The organism is Kytococcus sp. HMSC28H12 (assembly GCF_001816045.1).
Taxonomy (GTDB): Bacteria; Actinomycetota; Actinomycetes; order Actinomycetales; family Dermatophilaceae; genus Kytococcus; species Kytococcus schroeteri.
Genome location: NZ_KV824471.1, coordinates 1 through 16109, shown reverse-complemented (window position 1 = coordinate 16109; position 16109 = coordinate 1). Strand labels below are relative to the sequence as shown.

At 71.4% G+C, this 16109-nt stretch carries 18 protein-coding genes; 8 read left to right on the top strand and 10 right to left on the bottom strand.

Features of this window, described 5'->3' with window-relative positions; translation table 11 throughout:
* The coding region (locus HMPREF3099_RS06575; RefSeq protein ID WP_237769778.1) for a DUF2599 domain-containing protein at positions 1 to 703 on the top strand (703 nt) is incomplete at its 5' end.
* A gap of 123 nt (positions 704 to 826) precedes the next feature.
* Complete coding sequence (locus HMPREF3099_RS06570) at positions 827 to 1168, top strand: hypothetical protein (RefSeq protein WP_070705252.1); 342 nt, start codon at positions 827 to 829, stop codon at positions 1166 to 1168.
* Positions 1169 to 1214: 46 nt separating this feature from the next.
* On the opposite strand, the gene HMPREF3099_RS06565 is transcribed toward HMPREF3099_RS06570, so the two are convergent.
* The 6 genes from HMPREF3099_RS06565 to kynA all read right to left on the bottom strand — a co-directional run bounded on the left by HMPREF3099_RS06565 (position 1215) and on the right by kynA (position 5588).
* Entirely contained in the window at positions 1215 to 2489 is a 1275-nt protein-coding gene (locus tag HMPREF3099_RS06565) for a kynureninase (protein WP_083323569.1), read from the bottom strand.
* A 10-nt stretch (positions 2490 to 2499) separates the two neighbouring features.
* Entirely contained in the window at positions 2500 to 2916 is a 417-nt protein-coding gene (locus HMPREF3099_RS06560; protein WP_070705251.1) for a type II toxin-antitoxin system VapC family toxin, read from the bottom strand.
* On the bottom strand, positions 2913 to 3200 hold the full coding sequence (locus HMPREF3099_RS06555) for a hypothetical protein (protein WP_070705250.1): 288 nt from the start codon (positions 3198 to 3200) through the stop codon (positions 2913 to 2915). Before HMPREF3099_RS06555 ends, HMPREF3099_RS06560 begins: the two co-directional genes overlap by 4 nt.
* A gap of 90 nt (positions 3201 to 3290) precedes the next feature.
* The gene (locus tag HMPREF3099_RS12390; protein WP_141762029.1) at positions 3291 to 3698 is read right to left on the bottom strand and encodes a hypothetical protein; all 408 of its coding nucleotides are present in this window, start codon (positions 3696 to 3698) and stop codon (positions 3291 to 3293) included.
* Positions 3699 to 3922: 224 nt separating this feature from the next.
* Complete coding sequence (locus HMPREF3099_RS06545) at positions 3923 to 4645, bottom strand: hypothetical protein (protein ID WP_070705248.1); 723 nt, start codon at positions 4643 to 4645, stop codon at positions 3923 to 3925.
* A 103-nt stretch (positions 4646 to 4748) separates the two neighbouring features.
* Positions 4749 to 5588: a tryptophan 2,3-dioxygenase gene (gene kynA / locus HMPREF3099_RS06540; RefSeq protein ID WP_070705247.1), complete on the bottom strand. Its 840-nt coding sequence runs from the start codon at positions 5586 to 5588 to the stop codon at positions 4749 to 4751.
* A gap of 109 nt (positions 5589 to 5697) precedes the next feature.
* On the opposite strand from kynA, the gene HMPREF3099_RS06535 reads away from it, so the two are divergent.
* Positions 5698 to 6405: a M50 family metallopeptidase gene (locus HMPREF3099_RS06535; RefSeq protein ID WP_070705246.1), complete on the top strand. Its 708-nt coding sequence runs from the start codon at positions 5698 to 5700 to the stop codon at positions 6403 to 6405.
* A 120-nt stretch (positions 6406 to 6525) separates the two neighbouring features.
* Here HMPREF3099_RS06535 and HMPREF3099_RS13455 read toward each other — a convergent pair whose 3' ends face one another.
* A complete protein-coding gene (locus tag HMPREF3099_RS13455) occupies positions 6526 to 6921 on the bottom strand; it encodes a pirin family protein (RefSeq protein ID WP_083323566.1) in 396 nt (131 codons plus the stop codon).
* A gap of 37 nt (positions 6922 to 6958) precedes the next feature.
* On the opposite strand from HMPREF3099_RS13455, the gene HMPREF3099_RS06525 reads away from it, so the two are divergent.
* Complete coding sequence (locus HMPREF3099_RS06525) at positions 6959 to 7471, top strand: low molecular weight protein-tyrosine-phosphatase (protein ID WP_070705245.1); 513 nt, start codon at positions 6959 to 6961, stop codon at positions 7469 to 7471.
* A gap of 139 nt (positions 7472 to 7610) precedes the next feature.
* Here HMPREF3099_RS06525 and HMPREF3099_RS06520 read toward each other — a convergent pair whose 3' ends face one another.
* From HMPREF3099_RS06520 to HMPREF3099_RS06510, 3 genes are all read right to left on the bottom strand, one after another.
* Positions 7611 to 9101 carry a hypothetical protein gene (locus HMPREF3099_RS06520; RefSeq protein ID WP_070705244.1) on the bottom strand — a complete coding sequence of 497 codons (1491 nt, stop codon included), beginning with the start codon at positions 9099 to 9101 and terminating at the stop codon, positions 7611 to 7613.
* Between the two features lie 104 nt (positions 9102 to 9205).
* Entirely contained in the window at positions 9206 to 10816 is a 1611-nt protein-coding gene (locus HMPREF3099_RS06515; protein ID WP_070705243.1) for an alkaline phosphatase D family protein, read from the bottom strand.
* A gap of 185 nt (positions 10817 to 11001) precedes the next feature.
* Positions 11002 to 11415: a phage holin family protein gene (locus HMPREF3099_RS06510; RefSeq protein ID WP_070705242.1), complete on the bottom strand. Its 414-nt coding sequence runs from the start codon at positions 11413 to 11415 to the stop codon at positions 11002 to 11004.
* 61 nt (positions 11416 to 11476) lie between these two features.
* Between HMPREF3099_RS06510 and hisC the strand changes: the two genes are divergently transcribed.
* The 4 genes from hisC to HMPREF3099_RS06490 all read left to right on the top strand — a co-directional run.
* On the top strand, positions 11477 to 12589 hold the full coding sequence (gene hisC, locus HMPREF3099_RS06505; RefSeq protein WP_070705241.1) for a histidinol-phosphate transaminase: 1113 nt from the start codon (positions 11477 to 11479) through the stop codon (positions 12587 to 12589).
* Positions 12590 to 12762: 173 nt separating this feature from the next.
* On the top strand, positions 12763 to 13992 hold the full coding sequence (pdhA, locus tag HMPREF3099_RS06500) for a pyruvate dehydrogenase (acetyl-transferring) E1 component subunit alpha (RefSeq protein ID WP_371327517.1): 1230 nt from the start codon (positions 12763 to 12765) through the stop codon (positions 13990 to 13992).
* A 5-nt stretch (positions 13993 to 13997) separates the two neighbouring features.
* Positions 13998 to 14987 carry an alpha-ketoacid dehydrogenase subunit beta gene (locus tag HMPREF3099_RS06495; RefSeq protein WP_070705239.1) on the top strand — a complete coding sequence of 330 codons (990 nt, stop codon included), beginning with the start codon at positions 13998 to 14000 and terminating at the stop codon, positions 14985 to 14987.
* Between the two features lie 22 nt (positions 14988 to 15009).
* Positions 15010 to 16109, top strand: a 1100-nt coding sequence (locus HMPREF3099_RS06490; protein WP_202816715.1) for a biotin/lipoyl-containing protein, incomplete at its 3' end; no start/stop codon positions are given.

The window sequence follows — 16109 nt, the reverse complement described above, 5'->3', positions numbered from 1 at the left end:
CCACGACTACACCCTCAGATCGGATGAGCCAGATTGGGACCCTCGGAAGGATGTCGCTCTCCGGAGGGGTGGCCGTGAGATGGCCGCCGCGGTGGAGCGCCCATTCGGTGAAATGCAGTTGTTCACTCAGTTCGACGCGCCTGGCCGGCTTGTCGCGGAGTATCGAATCGACATGCCCCCTGGGTTCCGCATCCGGGTTCTCCCGGAGGCTGCTGGCGTTGCCATCGAGGACTCTCGCGGGAATCTGGTGGCAGGCATGGCGCCGGTCTGGGCGCGGTCGTCATCGGGCAAGAACCTGGGGACGCGCTATGTGTGGGATGAGCAGCGTGGGGTGCTTGCCCAGGAGATCGCCCCGTCAGGCTTGTTGCCCGAAGATTTCCCTGTGGTCGCCGACCCGTACTTGGGAAAGCGTCTTTATCACAAATCCACGATCTCTGGCACTAAGTCTCGGTACAAGATCAATGCCTTCGTGACGCCCTGGGGGCGGGCGTGGACTGGGCGCGCCACCTTCGGCTATCACCGGGATGAGGTCCGCTCCCAGCTGGGTGGTCGAGCGAGTTGGTACACGGGAACTATCCGTGAGCAGCACTACTGCCATGTTTTCTTCGGTGGTCCTACCCACTGGGAGCCGGACTACAACATGGAATCTTGGCGTCGGTATGTGAGTTGGTGGCGTCAAGCTCAAAACAAGTGCAACCCTTGATGTCAGGAGGCGGTTCTCGTGCAGCTGAGAAGATGGACTCTTCTCTCCGTGGTGACATGTCTGCCCATGCTTGTGGCGGGTTGTGCTGGCGTGGGTTCTCCGGACCCGCGTGAGGGGGACAGTGTGGCCACGGCCGCGGCGTTCTTCCACCGAGTGGAGCGCGGCGACGGTGACGCCGCTCGAGGCCTGGTGGTCGGCAGTGCTCCGGAGCAAACCGACGACGACGCGGCGGTCCGCTTCTATGCGGACCACTTCTCCTTCCCCGAGGGTGACTGCGACTTGGCCGACGACTGGAAGAGCAGTCAGCACAGGTCTTCTGAGATGACGATCCCCGCGGGCGTGGTGGGGGCCGAGCCAGGCGATGCTGTTGATTCCGTGACACTTCGCCTTGAGTGCGATGGGCGGGCGGCTACCGTCGACATCGCTGTGGTGCCGGATCGAGCCATGGTGCTCGTGAACGGTTGACCCCAGCGGGGGTGGGGCGTCCGACGGCGCCCACCCCCGCGCCCGCTCAGCCTCGCCCGGCGAGCAGACCATCCAGCACCAGCAGCCCCTCGGCCACCTCGCTGAACGACGTGCTCAGCGGCGACATGCCGATGCGGATGCCGTCCGGGTTGCGGAAGTCCGGCACCACCCCGGCCTCCCACAGCCGTGCGGTGAGCTCCCGCGAGTCCGGGTGCCCCAGCGTGATGTGTCCGCCGCGTCGCGCCGGGTCGGCAGGGGAGTCCACCCGCACCCCGTGGCGGGCCAGCAGCCCCTCGGCCACCTCCACCACGAAGGTGGTGAGGTCCGCGGCCTTGGTTGTCACCGCGGGCAGCCCGGCCTCGGCCAGAAGCTCCACCATCTCGCCCAGCGGCACCATGCCCAGCACCGGCGGCGTGCCGGAGATGAAGCGCCGCATGCCGGGCGAGGGCTCGTAGCCGGGGCCCATCCTGAACGGCTCGGCGTGCCCCATCCACCCCTGGATCGGCTGGCGCATCGACGCCTGGTGCCTGGCCGCCACGTACCCGAAGGCCGGGGCGCCGGGCCCACCGTTGAGGTACTTGTAGGTGCAGCCCACGGCCAGGTCCACCTCGTGGGCGTCCAGGTCCACCGGCACCACGCCGGCCGAGTGGCACAGGTCCCACAGCACCAGCGCGCCGGCCTCGTGCACGATGCGGGTGATCTGCGGCAGGTCGGCGATCCACGCGGACTTGTACGCCACGTGGCTCAGCAGCACCACGGCGGTGGCCGGCCCCACGGCATCGCGCACCTGGTCGGCGGTCACCCCGGTGGCGGGGTCCGGCTCGATCCACACCAGCTCCGCGTCGCACTCCGCCGCCACGCCCTCGGCCACGTACCGGTCGGTGGGGAAGTTCTCGCTGTCCACCACCACCTGCCGGCGCGTGGGGTCGGCGGCCCGGGCGGCCTCCAGGCCGGCACGCAGCAGCTTGTAGAGCATCACCGTGGTGGAGTCGGCCACCACCACCTGTCCGGGCGCGGCTCCCAGGGCCACCTCGCCCACGCGGTCGCCCAGGCGCAGCGGGAGGTCCATCCACTGCTCGTCCCAGGAGCGGATCAGCCGGGTGCCCCAGGCCTCGCGCACGATGCGGTCCAGCGCCTCGCCGGCGGCCTTCAGTGGCCGTCCCAGGGAGTTGCCGTCCAGGTAGGCCAGCACCTCTCCGGCCTCGGCGCCGCGCCCCTCGCCCATTGGCACGAAGTGCTCGTGGTAGCCCGCCAGCGGGTCGGCGGCGTCCAGCTCCGCGGCGCGGGCGCGCACGGCATCGGGGGTGGTCAGGGTGGTCACTCGGGCCTCCTCAGGTGGTGGGCAGGTCGTCGGGGGAGCGGCGGGTCAGTCCCGGCACGCGGTCGAAGTCGCGGTCGGCGGAGACGATCTCGGTGAACCCGGCGGCCAGCGCGGTGGCCGCGTGCACCGCATCGCGACCGCCGATGGCGCCGGTCGCCACCAGGGCGGCCGTGCGGCGCAGGATCTCTTGGTCGACCGGGTGCCAGACGATGAGCTCCTCCATTGCCTCGAACTCCTGCGCGGCGCGCTCGGGTCCCCGGCGACGTGTGCGGTGGAACAGGTACTCCTGGCCCGCCTCCACGCTCGCGTGCAGCACCACCAGCCCCTCGGTCCCCGCCCGCACCCAGCGGACGCTGCCCTCCCGCGCGGCATGGTCGCCGCCCGCAGCGTGGAGCAGCACGGTGGAGTCGATGAAGGCGCGCTTCACAAGCGCCCCATCTTCGCGAGGAACTGAGCATCCATGTCGTCGCGCACCCGCTCGATGGCGTCCGGCTCCTCCGGGGGTTCGTGGTCCACGTTCTCCGCGGCCAGCTCCAGGAACCTCCGCCCGGCCTCGGCCCTGCGCTGCGCGGCGTCGTCCTCGAAGGACGCGTCGATGGCGGCGCGCACCACCGCGGACACCGAGACCCCCTGTTCCTGCGCCCTCTTGCGCAGTCGCGTCAGCCGGGCTTCGTCGAGCAGCAGCTGCATCCGGTGCTCCATCGCGCTCATGCATCAACCATACACATGTGCATGTGCGTGTCTGCTCCGGCTGGCGAGCGGGCCGTGGACGATCGTCCACGGCATGGAGCGCGAGGGTTCTCAGCCCGAGGAGCGACTCGCACCGGTGGCGGGCGTGAGGTCTCCGTGCACCCACAGGAAGCGGCTGACCTCGGCCTGGTCCAATCCGCACTTCTGCGCGTACCCGTCGGCATCGTCGAGGAGCCCCATGCGGGCGACAGGAGTTCTCGTGCTGGAGGGGGTGGCCCCGTCCGCCGGCGCCTCGCCGGTGGGCGCCTCGTCGTCGATCTCCACGCCGGAACTGTGGAAGGGCACGCCGATCTCGATCGAGCTCCCGTCCGGCATCGAGACGCGGTCGTCCTCCACCGTGGAGCCCGCCAGGAGCGAGACCGGATACCGCGTGCCGGTGTCCGGGTCGATACCGGTGAGGCACCCGTCGCGGAGGTCGAACAGGCCAGACATGCGCAGGTCGTTTCCCTCTGCGGGCATCTCATGGAAGAGGATGCCGCCCTCAGCTGTCGAGCTCGGCAGGAACGCGTCCGGCGTGCTGGGGGTGGGTGCCGAGTGCGCCGGCGGGGTGCTCGGAGGGGCGTCCGTGGACGGTGGTCTGGTGGTGTCAGAGCCGTCCGACGTGCCTGTGCACGCGGTGAGGGTGGTGGCCGCAAGGGCGGCCGCCACGATCGCTCGGCTGATCGCGCATGTCGTCGACATGGTCACAGGGCGAGAAATGCGCCGTAGCCGGGGAGGATCCCGGCAGGGGAGAAGGTGGACCTGCTCATGCCGGTGCAGTGGTCGGCAGTCACGATGCCCTGGCGGGAGCCGAACACGTTCTTGATCGCCCACCCCGCGGTGCAGTTCCCATCGTTGAGGGCTCCCCCTCCTTTGAAGGAGTGCTCCGGTTGCGTGGTGACGGTCGGGTCTTCGATGACCCGGATCGAAAGACCCTCCGCCTGCAGGGAAGTGGTCGCGGACAGTGCCCCGTGGAGGGCGTTGTCCGCATGGGGCACATAGACGTCGATGATCCCGGATTCGGGGTGGGACTCGGTGTACTCGGAGCCGGTTGCCGACATGGCAGCGAGTTGGTGTTGGGTCATCTGGTCTTGTGTCATGGTGCCGCTGTAGCGGATGGACACGGTCATGCCCGGCGTGCTGGTGAGGAGCGAGGTGTCGCGTGAGCGGCCCCCAGCGGTCAGGATGACCTCGGCCGAGGAAGGCGATGTGATCTCGGCGGTGGAATAGACGTCACCGTTCTCCTGCAACCACTCGGCGAGCCGGGCATTGAACTCGTGTTCGGGGCTCTCTGGTGCGGTGGTTGCGGCTACGAGTGCCGTTTCTTCGGGGGGCGTGGAGGTGGGCCCCGGATCGTCCTCTGTAGTGATAAGCAGCGCCGACAACAGACTGACTGTGGCAGTAGCGATCGAGGTGCGCTTGATCATGGTCCCCCCTGAATGTGGTGGTCGTACGGCCAAGGTAGAGGCTGCCGTGCCTCGCGATCTTCCCCCGGGGGGGGACGTGCTCTGCACTGAAACGCGGTAGGGCTCAGACCTCGGTTCGGACGCTGAACAGCTCGGGGAAGAAGGTGAGGTCCAGTGCCCGCTGCAGGAAGCCCACGCCGGAGGACCCGCCGGTCCCGGTCTTCATGCCGATCACGCGCTGCACCGTCTTGAGGTGCCGGAAGCGCCAGAGCTGGAAGTTGTCCTCCAGGTCCACCAGCTCCTCGCACGCCTCGTAGACGTCCCAGTGCGCGTCGGCGTTCTCATAGATCTCGGTGAAGACCTTGGTCAGCTCCGGGTCCTCCCTGTGGGCCACCGTCACGTCCCGCTCCAGCACCCGCTGCGGCACGGCGTACCCGCGCCGGGCCAGGCAGCGGAGGAACTCGTCGTACAGGCTGGGGGTCGCGAGCAGCTCAGTGAGCAGGGCGTGGGCCTCGGGGTTGGCCTCGTGCACCGGCAGCATGGCGGCGTTCTTGTTGCCCAGGGCGAACTCCACGGCGCGGTACTGGAACGACTGGAAGCCGCTGGCGTGGCCCAGGAAGTCGCGGAACTCCATGTACTCGCTGGGGGTGAGGGTGGCCAGCACGCTCCACTGCTCGGTGAGCGTCTTCTGGATGTGCTTCACGCGCGCGATGCGCTTGAGCGACATGCGCATCTCGTCGGCGGCCAGCAGCTCCATGGCCGAGCGGATCTCGTGCAGGACGAGCTTCAGCCACAGCTCGGAGGTCTGGTGCTGGATGATGAAGAGCATCTCGTCGTGGTGCTCGGGCCGACTCACGGGGTGCTGGGCGGAGAGCAGCCGGTCCAGGTCCAGGTAGCTGCTGTAGCTCATCTCGGCACGGAAGTCGGTGTGGATGCCGGACTCCACGTCGCGCGTGTTCTCCACGGGTCCTCCAGGTGGGTGGCGGCACCAGGGGGCCCGATGCCGTGTGGGCGCGGTCACCTTAACGGGGCGCCCCGCGGGTCCCAGCCCGGCGTGACACCCTGCGCCGGTGATGCACGAGCTGTGGGCCCGCGTGACCGCCACCCAGCCGCCGCTGCACCCCGTGGCCGCGCTGGCGCTGGTGGGGCTGGCGTTCGCCATCACGTGGAGCCCGACCGGCCACCACCTGGCGCGGCACCTGGTGACGGTGGTGCACGAGGCCGCGCACGCCGTGGTGGCGCTGCTGGTGGGGCGCCGGCTGTCGGGCATCACCCTGCATCGCGACACCTCGGGGGTGACCGTCTCGCGCGGGCGGCCGCGCGGGCCCGGCATGGTGGCCACGCTGGCGGCCGGATACCCGGCACCGGCGTTGCTGGGGCTGGCGGGGGCGGCCGTGCTGGGTGCGGGCCACGCGGCGGCCTGGCTGTGGGTGCTGGTGGGCCTGTGCGTGGCGATGCTGCCCCTCGTCCGCAACGGGTACGGCGCCCTGGTGGTCGTCGGACTCGGCGGCGTGGTGGGGGCGCTCTCCTGGTGGGCGCCGGGGTGGCTCGTCACCGCTGCGGCGCACGTGACCGTGTGGGGGCTGCTGCTGGCCGCGCCGCGGGCTGTGCTCTCGCTGCAGGAGGGGCGCTCGCGGGCCCGGCGTCGAGGGCGACGGGGCACCGACGACGCCGATCAGCTGGCCGACCTCACCGGCGTCCCCGGCGGGGTGTGGGTGGCGCTGTTCGGGATGGTGTGCCTGACCTGTCTCGGCCTCGCCCTGTGGTGGACCCTCCCCTGAGACCCGCCCCGGCCTCGGCCGGCCCGCCCCAGATGCCCGTCTCCGGTCCAGAGGTACGCCCCGTGGGGCGGATTTCCGGACCACAGGCGGTGATCTGTACCGGGACCTCCTCCCCTGAGGTCACCCGGCCAGGCGGTCGCCCAGCTCGGTGCGCACGTACAGCACCTGCCGCCCTGCCCGCTGCCGCACCAGCAGCCCCGGGCGCACCCGCGCCTGCCCGCCGGTGGAGTCGAGGTGGTTGATCTCGCCGGTGAACAGCCAGGACACGGTGGCCAGCCCGGTGTGCGGGTGGCGCGTGACGTCCATGCCGCCGGTCTCGCGCACGTCGTCCGGCCCGTAGTGGTTCAGGAAGCACCACGCCCCGATGAGGGAGCGCTCGCGGGCGGGCAGGGTGCGCCGCACGGTCATGGCGCGCGGCCCGCCCAGGGGCACCTCGCGCGGGGCCAGGACGACCGGGCAGTCGGCGTCGTCGGGGCCGCAGGTGGTCTCGCTGGGGTGCGGGTCGGGGTTGCTCACGCGCTCAGCCTGCCACCGTCCGTGCGAGGGTGGGGCCATGCGCATCGAGGTCGTCTGCCTGGGCAACATCTGCCGCTCGCCCGCTGCCGAGGCCGTGCTCGTGCACGAGCTGCGTGCGGCCGGCATCGAGGACGTGGAGGTGACCTCCGCGGGAACCGGTGGCTGGCACGTGGGGGAGGAGCCGTACCACCTGAGCCGGGCCGAGGGGGAGCGCCGCGGCTACGTCTTCGACACGGTGGCCCGCCAGCTGGGTGCGCGGGAGGTGGCCGAGGCCGACCTGGTGCTGGTGATGGACGAGTCCAACCTGCGCGACGTCCGCGCCCTGTCGCCCGATGCCGAGGCGGCGCGGCGAGTGGTGATGCTCGGGGCGTTCGCGCCGGGGGCCGAGCGGGACGGCGCGCAGGCCGTGCCGGACCCGTACGGCCAGGACGCCCCGGCGTTCACGGCCATGTACGACCAGGTGGAGCCGGCCGTGCGGGGCGTGGTGCGCGCCATCGAGGACGGGCGCGTGGACGAGGTGCTCGACCGGGAGGCAGCACGGATGCCGTGACGCGGCGGGAGCGAGGTGACGCCGCCGCCGGGTGACGGCGCCCAAGAAGGGGTGGGTCCGGTTGGTCGGGGTCGACGCCGCCCACGGCGTACGTCACCCCGGGTGAACCGGACCCACCCCCGATGTGGTGGAGCGGGCCTCAGTGGCTGTGGCCCTCGTGGCCGCTCTCCTCGGAGTGGTCGTGCTCGTGGTCGTGGTCGTGACCCTCGCCGTGGTCGTGGTCCTCGTGGTCGTGACCCTCGCCGTGGTCGTGGCCCTCGTGGCCGTGGTCACCGTGCTCCTCCTCGACGGCGAACTCCGGCACCTCGGCGTCCACACCGTTGAGCTCGTTGGGCACGTGCTCCAGCGTGGCGGACTTGGTGACCTTCCACGCCTTCAGGTCGATGCGGTGCACCTTCTGGGTGGCCGGCTCGGTCACCCACGCGGTGTCGCCCATGACGTGCAGCGCCGGGCCCGGCTTCTGCCAGTCCTCCTTCTCCTTCCACGCCTTGATCACGGGCAGCTTGTCCGTGACCTTGCCGGTCTCGGTGTCGATGCGGTGCAGCGCGCCGTCGTAGCCCAGGACCAGACCGTCGCCGTCGGACGCACGCCCCAGCGAGCGGAACCAGTACGAGGTGCCCAGGTCCACGGTCCGCATCGTGCCGGTGCGCACGTCCGTCATGGCCACCTGCTCGGGGCGCTCGAACTCGGCGTCCTTCTGCACCTCGAGGTCGTGGAAGGCCACCGGGCTCTTGGCCGAGCCCTTGATGGTGCCCACGCGCGAGTAGTCGCCGGGCCCGTCGACCGGCTTGAAGCGCTTGCCGTCCCAGATGACCGCGCCGTTCTCGCAGCCGAACACCACGCCGCCCTTGACCTCGGCCTCGCCGTGCACACCCGGGCAGTTGTCGTACTCGGCCAGCTTCTTGCCGCCGGCGTCCAGCGCCATGACGCCGTTCCGCTCGTCCTCGGTGCCCACGGTCACGAGCATGCCGCCGTCGTGGGTGGGCACGGCCACGCCGTGGTGGGTGTGCTCGGCGGTCCAGTCCTTGGTCTTGGGGGTGACCCCGGCCAGCAGCGACTCGGCCGTGAACTCTTTGACGGTGCCGGTGCCGTCGGCCCAGGTGAGCACACGGCCGTCGTCGAAGGTCACATGGCCGGGGTGCTCGCCCTCGATGGCGATGTCGGTGCGCACCGGGTCCTTGGCGTAGCTGTGCGAGTGGTCGCCGTGGGGCTGGCTCCACACGCCCAGGTCGAGCACCTGCCAGTGGTTGCCCTCGGAGAGTGCGAGGTGGCGGCCGTCACCCATGTCGTTGAGGCGCACGAAGCCCTCGGCCTCCAGCGGCTTGCCCACGGGCTTCAGCGTGGTGGCGTCGAGCACCTGCACGCCGCCGTCGTACGTGTAGGCGATGCGGGGCTGGGCGCCCGCGGTCTCGGTCGGCTCGGCGGCCTTCGCGTCGTCGCCGTGGTCGTGGGACTCCTCGCCCTCGTGGTCGTGGCTCTCCTCGGCGGCCCCGGTCTCGCTGCCCGAGGTGCTGGCCGAGGTGTCGCCGCCGGACTCCTCGGTTCCGCAGGCGGTCAGGGCGGTGGTGCCGCCGAGGCAGACGGAGAGGGCCAGGCCCAGACGACGCGGATGTGTGAGAATCGTTCGCATGGGCGGAGGATAGGCTCTTCTGAGAACACTTCGCAAAGTAGGGGTTGGGGTGCGAGGGGGCTTGCCCGCTGCTGGGCAGGGCCCGGTCCGCTGGGCTCCAGTCCTCAGGCCCGGGGCGCCACCGCCTCGAGGCCCGGCACGCCGTCGTTGATGCGGAAGCTCACGTCCGTGCGAGCCTCGGCCGTCCCGGAGGAGACGTCGGCCAGCACGCGGAAGTCCGCCGTCATGGCCTCGGGGGTGATGGTGGTGCGCACGTACCCGCGCAGGTCCTTGTAGTAGCGCAGATGGTCGTTCCACCCCAGGATCGGGTCGGTCTTCGTGGCGTCACCGTCGCCGCCGGAGGTGATGGAGGAGCACACCAGCTCAGCGCCCACCACGCGCTCGGCCTCGGCACCCTCGCCCTCGAAGTCCGCCAACACGTCGGCCGCCCAGTGGCGGTGCACGTCACCGGTGAGAACCACCGGGTTGCGCACCCCGGCGTCCACCCACCCGCGGGTGATGCGGTCGCGCGAGCCGACGTAGCCGTCCCAGCCGTCGTTGGAGTGGTGCTCCAGCTCGGGCTCCACCTTTCCGTCGCGCTCGGCGAAGAACACCTGCTGGCCCAGCACGTCCCACCGCTGGGAGGAGCGGCGCAGGTTGCCCAGCAGCCAGGCCTCCTGCTCGTCGCCGGTGAGGGTGCGGGCCGGGTCCAGGCGCTCGGTGCAGTTGGTGTCCCAGCCGTCGCCGCAGGCCTGGTCGTCGCGGTACTGGCGGGTGTCCATCATGTGGAAGTTCGCCAACTGTCCCCACTGCACCCTGCGGTACAGCAGGGTGTCGATGCCGCGAGGCATCTGCCGGCGGCGCAGCGGCATGTTCTCGTAGTAGGCCTGCATCGCCGCGGCGCGGCGGGCCAGGAAGTCCGGCTGCGGGATCTCGGGCTTCTCGTGCACCTCGTCGGCCCAGTTGTTGTCCACCTCGTGGTCGTCCCACACGACCAGCCACGGCGCCACCAGGTGGGCGGCCTGCAGGTCGGGGTCCGTCTTGTACTGGGCGTGGCGCTGGCGGTAGCCGGCGAGGGTGACCGTCTCCGGGCCCAGGTGGTCGCGGACGTTGCCGCCGGGGGCCACGTAGTCGCCCGCGGTGTACTCGTACTGGTAGTCGCCCAGGTGCAGCACCAGGTCCGGCTGGTCCTCGGCCAGTCGCCGGTAGGCGGTGAACCAGCCGTGCTCGTACTGCGCGCAGCTGGCAAAGGCCATGGCCAGCGCCGCGGGCATCTCGCCGGGGGCGGGGGCGGTCCGGGTGCGCCCCACCTCCGAGAGGTGGCGGCCGGCGCGGAAGCGGTAGAAGTACTCGCGGCCGGGGCGCAGCCCGTGCAGCTCCACGTGCACCGAGTGGGCGCCGGTGGGGCGGGCCAGCTCCGTGCCGCGTGCCACCACGTGGCGCATGCGCGCGTCGGTGGCCACCTGCCACTGCACGGGGACGGTGCGGGCCGGCATGCCGCCGAGCCCGTCCTCGGCCAGGGGGTCGGTGGCCAGGCGGGTCCACAGCACCATGCCGTCGGGGGCGGGATCGCCCGAGGCCACCCCGAGGGTGAACGGGTTGCCGCGCAGGGGGCGGTGGGCGGGGGTCACGTCCTGTCCGAGGGCCGTGGCCCCCGAGGCGGTGGTGAGGCCGGCCAGTGTGGCGCCGGCGGTGGAGGCGGTGAGCAGGGTACGGCGGGTGAGGGTGGGGGGCATGCGCGGGACGCTAGGTGGCAGAGGTGCTTTCACGGTGATGAGCGGGTGACGGAATCGTTGCCGGTCGGTGAACGCGACGTGCCTCGGTTGCGGACCGGCCCGTCTCCCGGCGCCCCACCAGAGCTCCCGATCCGGGCAGACCCCCGGTGCAGCGTCCGGCCAGCGCGCCGCCCCGCCTCGGCTGGTCAGTACCGCCGCAGCGTGCGCCGGTCGGACTCCGTGTCGGGCACCACGGCATCGAGCACCATGGCCACCACCGTCACCACCACGGCCCCGATCACGGCGCTCCAGAAGAAGCGGTCCACGTGGAAGGCCAGTCCCAGCCTGCCGGCCGCCCAGGAGAGCAGCTGCAGCATCAGCGCGTTCACCACGAAGGTGAACAACCCCAGGGTCAGCACGATGAACGGGAAGCTGAAGAACTTCACCACCGGCTTCACCAGGGCGTTGATGACGCCGAACACCAGCGCCACCAGCAGGACGGTCACCAGGCGGGAGCCGAGCGGGTCCGAGGGGTCGCCCAGCGCGATGCCGGGCACGAGCAGGGCGGCCACCCACAGGGCGGCACCGTTGACGACGGTCTTGAGCAGCAGGTCGGCCATGCCCCCCAGCCTCCCACCACCGCGGTCCGGGTGTGACCTGGGCGACGTTAGATTGAGCCCCATGAGCGACCCCACCGACCAGGCCACCTTCACCACCGACCAGGTGCGTCTCCGCGACGCCCTCGACGCGCTGCCGGCCTACAAGCCCGGCAAGCCCGCCCCCGCGGTGGAGGGCCTCACGAGCTACAAGATCAGCTCCAACGAGAACCCCTACCCGCCGCTGCCGTCGGTGGCCCGGGCCGTGGCCGACGCCGCCCAGAGCTTCCACCGCTACCCGGACATGGGCGCCACCCGCCTGCTGGAGGCCATCGCCGACAACTGCGGCACCCAGCCGGAGAACGTGGCCGTGGGCACGGGCTCGGTGGGCCTGCTCCAGCAGCTCGTGCAGATCACCTGCGAGCCCGGCGACGAGGTGGTCTACGCCTGGCGCTCGTTCGAGGCCTACCCCATCGTCATCGGCCTGGCCGGCGCGAGGAGCGTGCAGGTGCCGCTGGACGCCGAGGCCCGCCATGACCTGCCCGCGATGGCGGAGGCGGTCACCGAGCGCACCCGCCTGGTGATCGTCTGCACGCCCAACAACCCCACCGGCCCCACGGTCCGCACCGGCGAGCTCGAGGAGTTCCTCGCCGCCGTGCCCAAGGACGTGTTGGTGGTCATCGACGAGGCCTACCTGGAGTTCACCGACGCCGAGGACGTGCCGGACGCCCTGGCCGTGCAGCGCGCCCACCCCAACGTGGTGGTGCTGCGCACCTTCTCCAAGGCCTACGGCCTGGCGGGCCTGCGCGTGGGCTACGCCATCGCCAGCCCCCGCGTGGCCGAGGCGCTGCGCAAGGCCGCCGTGCCCTTCGGTGTGAGCCAGCTGGCGCAGGACGCCGTGGTGGCCAGCTATGCCGCCATGGACGAGCTCGACGAGCGCGTGGCACATCTCAAGGACCAGCGCCGCGTGGTGGTGGACGGCCTGCGCGAGCAGGGCTGGGAGATCCCCGACGCACAGGGCAATTTCGTGTGGCTGCCGCTGGGCGAGCAGACCGTGGACTTCGCCGAGGCCGCCGCCGCGCAGGGCCTCGTGGTGCGCCCCTTCGCCGGCGAGGGCGTGCGCGTCACCATCGGCGAGGACGAGGCGAACGCGCGCTTCCTGGAGGTCGCCCGCGCCTTCCGCGAGCGGAACGCCTGAGCGCGTCACGGCCGGGGCCGTCGGGTCCCCACCCGGGTCCGACGGCCCCGGCCCCCGTAGTAGCGTGACCTGAGCCACAAGCCCGCCCGTTCGATCCCACGGGTGAGGCGGTGCGCGCCGTGACGGCGCCCAGTACCGAACGAGGAGACATCGTGAGCGACCAGAACGCCCCGATCCCGGAGGACGCCCTCCAGGACAGCGCGGCACGGGCCCCCGAGGGTGCCGCCCCGGCCGCACAGTCACCGGAGGCGCGTGCCGCCGCCGAGACCGCCGGGACCCCGGTGGACATCACCGACGGCGGCCCGGAGATGGTGCAGTTCCTGACCGCCGAGGGGGAGCGCGTCGAGACCGAGTTGAACGCGCCGTACGCCCACTACCTGCAGGGCGTGGACGACGAGTTCCTCAAGGCGCTCTACCGCGACATGGTGCTGGTGCGCCGCGTGGACGCCGAGGGCTTCGCGCTGCAGCGCCAGGGCGAGCTGGGCCTGTGGCCGAGCCTGCTGGGCCAGGAGGCCGCGCAGGTGGGTCTGGGCCGTGCGCTCAAGCCGCAGGACTACGTCTTCCCGGGCTACCGCGAGCACGGCCTGGCCTGGACCAAGGGCGTCCCGCCGGAGAACCTGCTGGGCATGTTCCGCGGCGTCAACCACGGTGGCTGGGACTCCAAGGAGAACAACTTCCACCTGTACACCATCGTCATCGGCAACCAGATGCTGCACGCCACCGGCTACGCCCGCGGCGTGCAGCTGGACGGCGCCTGGGCCACCGGCGACGACACCGTGGACACCGCCGTGGTGGCCTGCACCGGTGACGGCGGCACCTCGCAGGGTGACTACAACGAGGCCATGGTCTTCGCGGCCGTCGCCAAGTCGCCGTGCGTGTTCTTCGTGCAGAACAACCAGTGGGCCATCTCCGAGCCCACGCACCGCAACTTCGTCATCGAGCCCTTCAAGCGCGCCGCCGGCTTCGGCTTCCCGGGCGTGCGCGTGGACGGCAACGACGTCCTGGCCTCGATGGCGGTGGGCGCCTGGGCGCTCGACCACGCCCGTTCCGGCAAGGGCCCGGTGCTGGTGGAGGCGTTCACCTACCGCATGGGTGCGCACACCACGTCGGACGACCCCACCAAGTACCGCGACGACGCGCACGTGCAGGCGTGGAAGGCCAAGGACCCCATCGACCGCCTGAAGAAGCACATGGTGGCCCGCGGGGTCGGGGACGACGAGTACTTCGCCGCAGTGGACGCCGAGGCCGACGAGCTGGCCGCGCGCGTGCGCAAGGCTTGCCAGACCATGCCGGACCCCGAGCTGGCCACCATGTTCGACCACACCTACTCCGGCGAGCACGCCCCGCTGACCGACGAGGGTCGGGCGTTCGTCGAGTACCACGCCGGCTTCGAAGGGAACTGAGCACCATGAGCGCCAAGAAGATGACGCTGGCGAAGGCACTCAACGCCGGCATGCGCAAGGCCATGCAGGACGACCCCAAGGTGGTCATGCTCGGCGAGGACATCGGCCGCCTGGGTGGCGTGTTCCGCATCACCGAGGGCCTGGTGGACGAGTTCGGCGAGGAGCGGGTCATCGACACCCCGCTGGCCGAGTCCGGCATCGTCGGGTCCGCCGTGGGCCTGGCCCTGCGCGGCTACCGCCCGGTGGTGGAGATCCAGTTCGACGGCTTCGTTTACCCGGCCTTCGACCACATCGTCAGCCAGGTGTCCAAGATGCACGCCCGCTCGCTGGGCCACCTGAAGATGCCGATCGTCATCCGCATCCCGTTCGGCGGCGGCATCGGTGCCGTGGAGCACCACAGCGAGTCCAACGAGGCCTACTTCGCGCACACCGCGGGCCTCAAGGTGGTCTGTGCGGCCACTCCGGAGGACGGTTACTGGATGATGCAGCAGGCCATCAAGTCCGACGACCCGGTGGTCTTCTACGAGCCCAAGCGCCGCTACCACGAGAAGGGCGAGGTCGACTTCGCCACCGATGGCGAGGCCGCGCTGCCGCTGCACGCCTCGCAGGTGGTGCGCCCGGGCACGGACGTCACCGTGGTGACCTATGGCCCCATGGTGAAGACCTGCATGCAGGCCGCCGCCGCGGCCGAGCAGGAGGGCCGCTCGCTCGAGGTCATCAACCTGCGCACGCTCAACCCGCTGGACCTCGGCCCGGTGCTGGAGTCCGTGCGCAAGACCGGTCGCGTGGTGGTGGTGCACGAGGCGCCCACCTTCCTGGGCATGGGCTCGGAGATCGCCGCGCAGATCACGGAGAAGTGCTTCTACGAGCTGGAGGCGCCGGTGGCGCGCTGCGGTGGGTACAACATCCCCTACCCGCCCAGCCGCTACGAGGAGGAGTACCTCCCCAACCTGGACCGCATCCTGTTCCACGTCGACGAGGTCCTGGCGCACTGACGCGCCGGAGGGAGCAACGCACATGACCATTCAGCACTACGTGCTTCCGGACCCCGGTGAGGGTCTGACCGAGGCCGAGATCGTCTCCTGGAAGGTGAAGGTCGGCGACCAGGTCAAGGTCAACGACGTCGTCGTCGAGGTGGAGACCGCCAAGTCGCTGGTGGAGCTGCCCGTGCCGTTCGCCGGCACCGTGGTGGAGCTGCTGGCCCAGGAGGGTGACGAGGTGGAGGTCGGCGCGCCGATCATCGCCATCGAGGACGGTGAGGGCGGTGGGTCCGCCGCGCCGGCCGGTGGTGCCTCGTCCATGGGTGCCGCCGATGCCGGTGGGGCGCCCGCCGTTGCCGAGGCGCCCGCACCGTCGGCCCCGGCCGCCGGCGGTGCCGCCTCCGGTGGGGGCGTGGAGCACTACGTGCTCCCGGACCCCGGCGAGGGCCTGACGGAGGCCGAGATCGTCTCCTGGAAGGTGAAGGTCGGCGACCAGGTCAAGGTCAACGACGTCGTCGTCGAGGTGGAGACCGCCAAGTCGCTGGTGGAGCTGCCGATCCCGTTCGCCGGCACGGTCGAGGCGATCCTGGCCGAGGAGGGCCAGGAGGTCCCGGTGGGTGAGGCGATCATCGCCATCCGCACCGGTGCCGGTGCGCCCGCCGCCGCGGCCCCGGCCGACGGGGGTGCCGACTCTGCCGAGGCCCCCGCGGGTGAGGCTGACGGCGAGGAGCGCGTGGCCAACCTGGTGGGCTACGGCGCGGTGGCCGGTGCCACCTCGCGCCGCCGCCGCAAGGGGGGCGCCCCGGCGCCGTCCGGTGAGCGCATGCCCGAGGTGCCCGGCGAGGGCGCCTACGGCCAGCGTCAGGTGGCCGAGCCGACGCAGGCCTCGGCCCGCACGGCCCAGCCGGTGCACGAGTCCGTGGGCCACGCGGCCTCCGGCGGTTCGCGCCCCAAGGCCAAGCCGCCGGTGCGCAAGTTCGCCAAGGACAACGGCATCGACCTGCGGACCGTCACGCCCACCGGGCCGAACGGCATCATCACGCGCCAGGACGTGGAGCAGGCGCTGGCCGGTGGCGGTCAGGGCGGGGCCCAGGCGGCTCCGGCCGCTGCGGCCGCCCCCGCGGCTGCCCAGGCCCC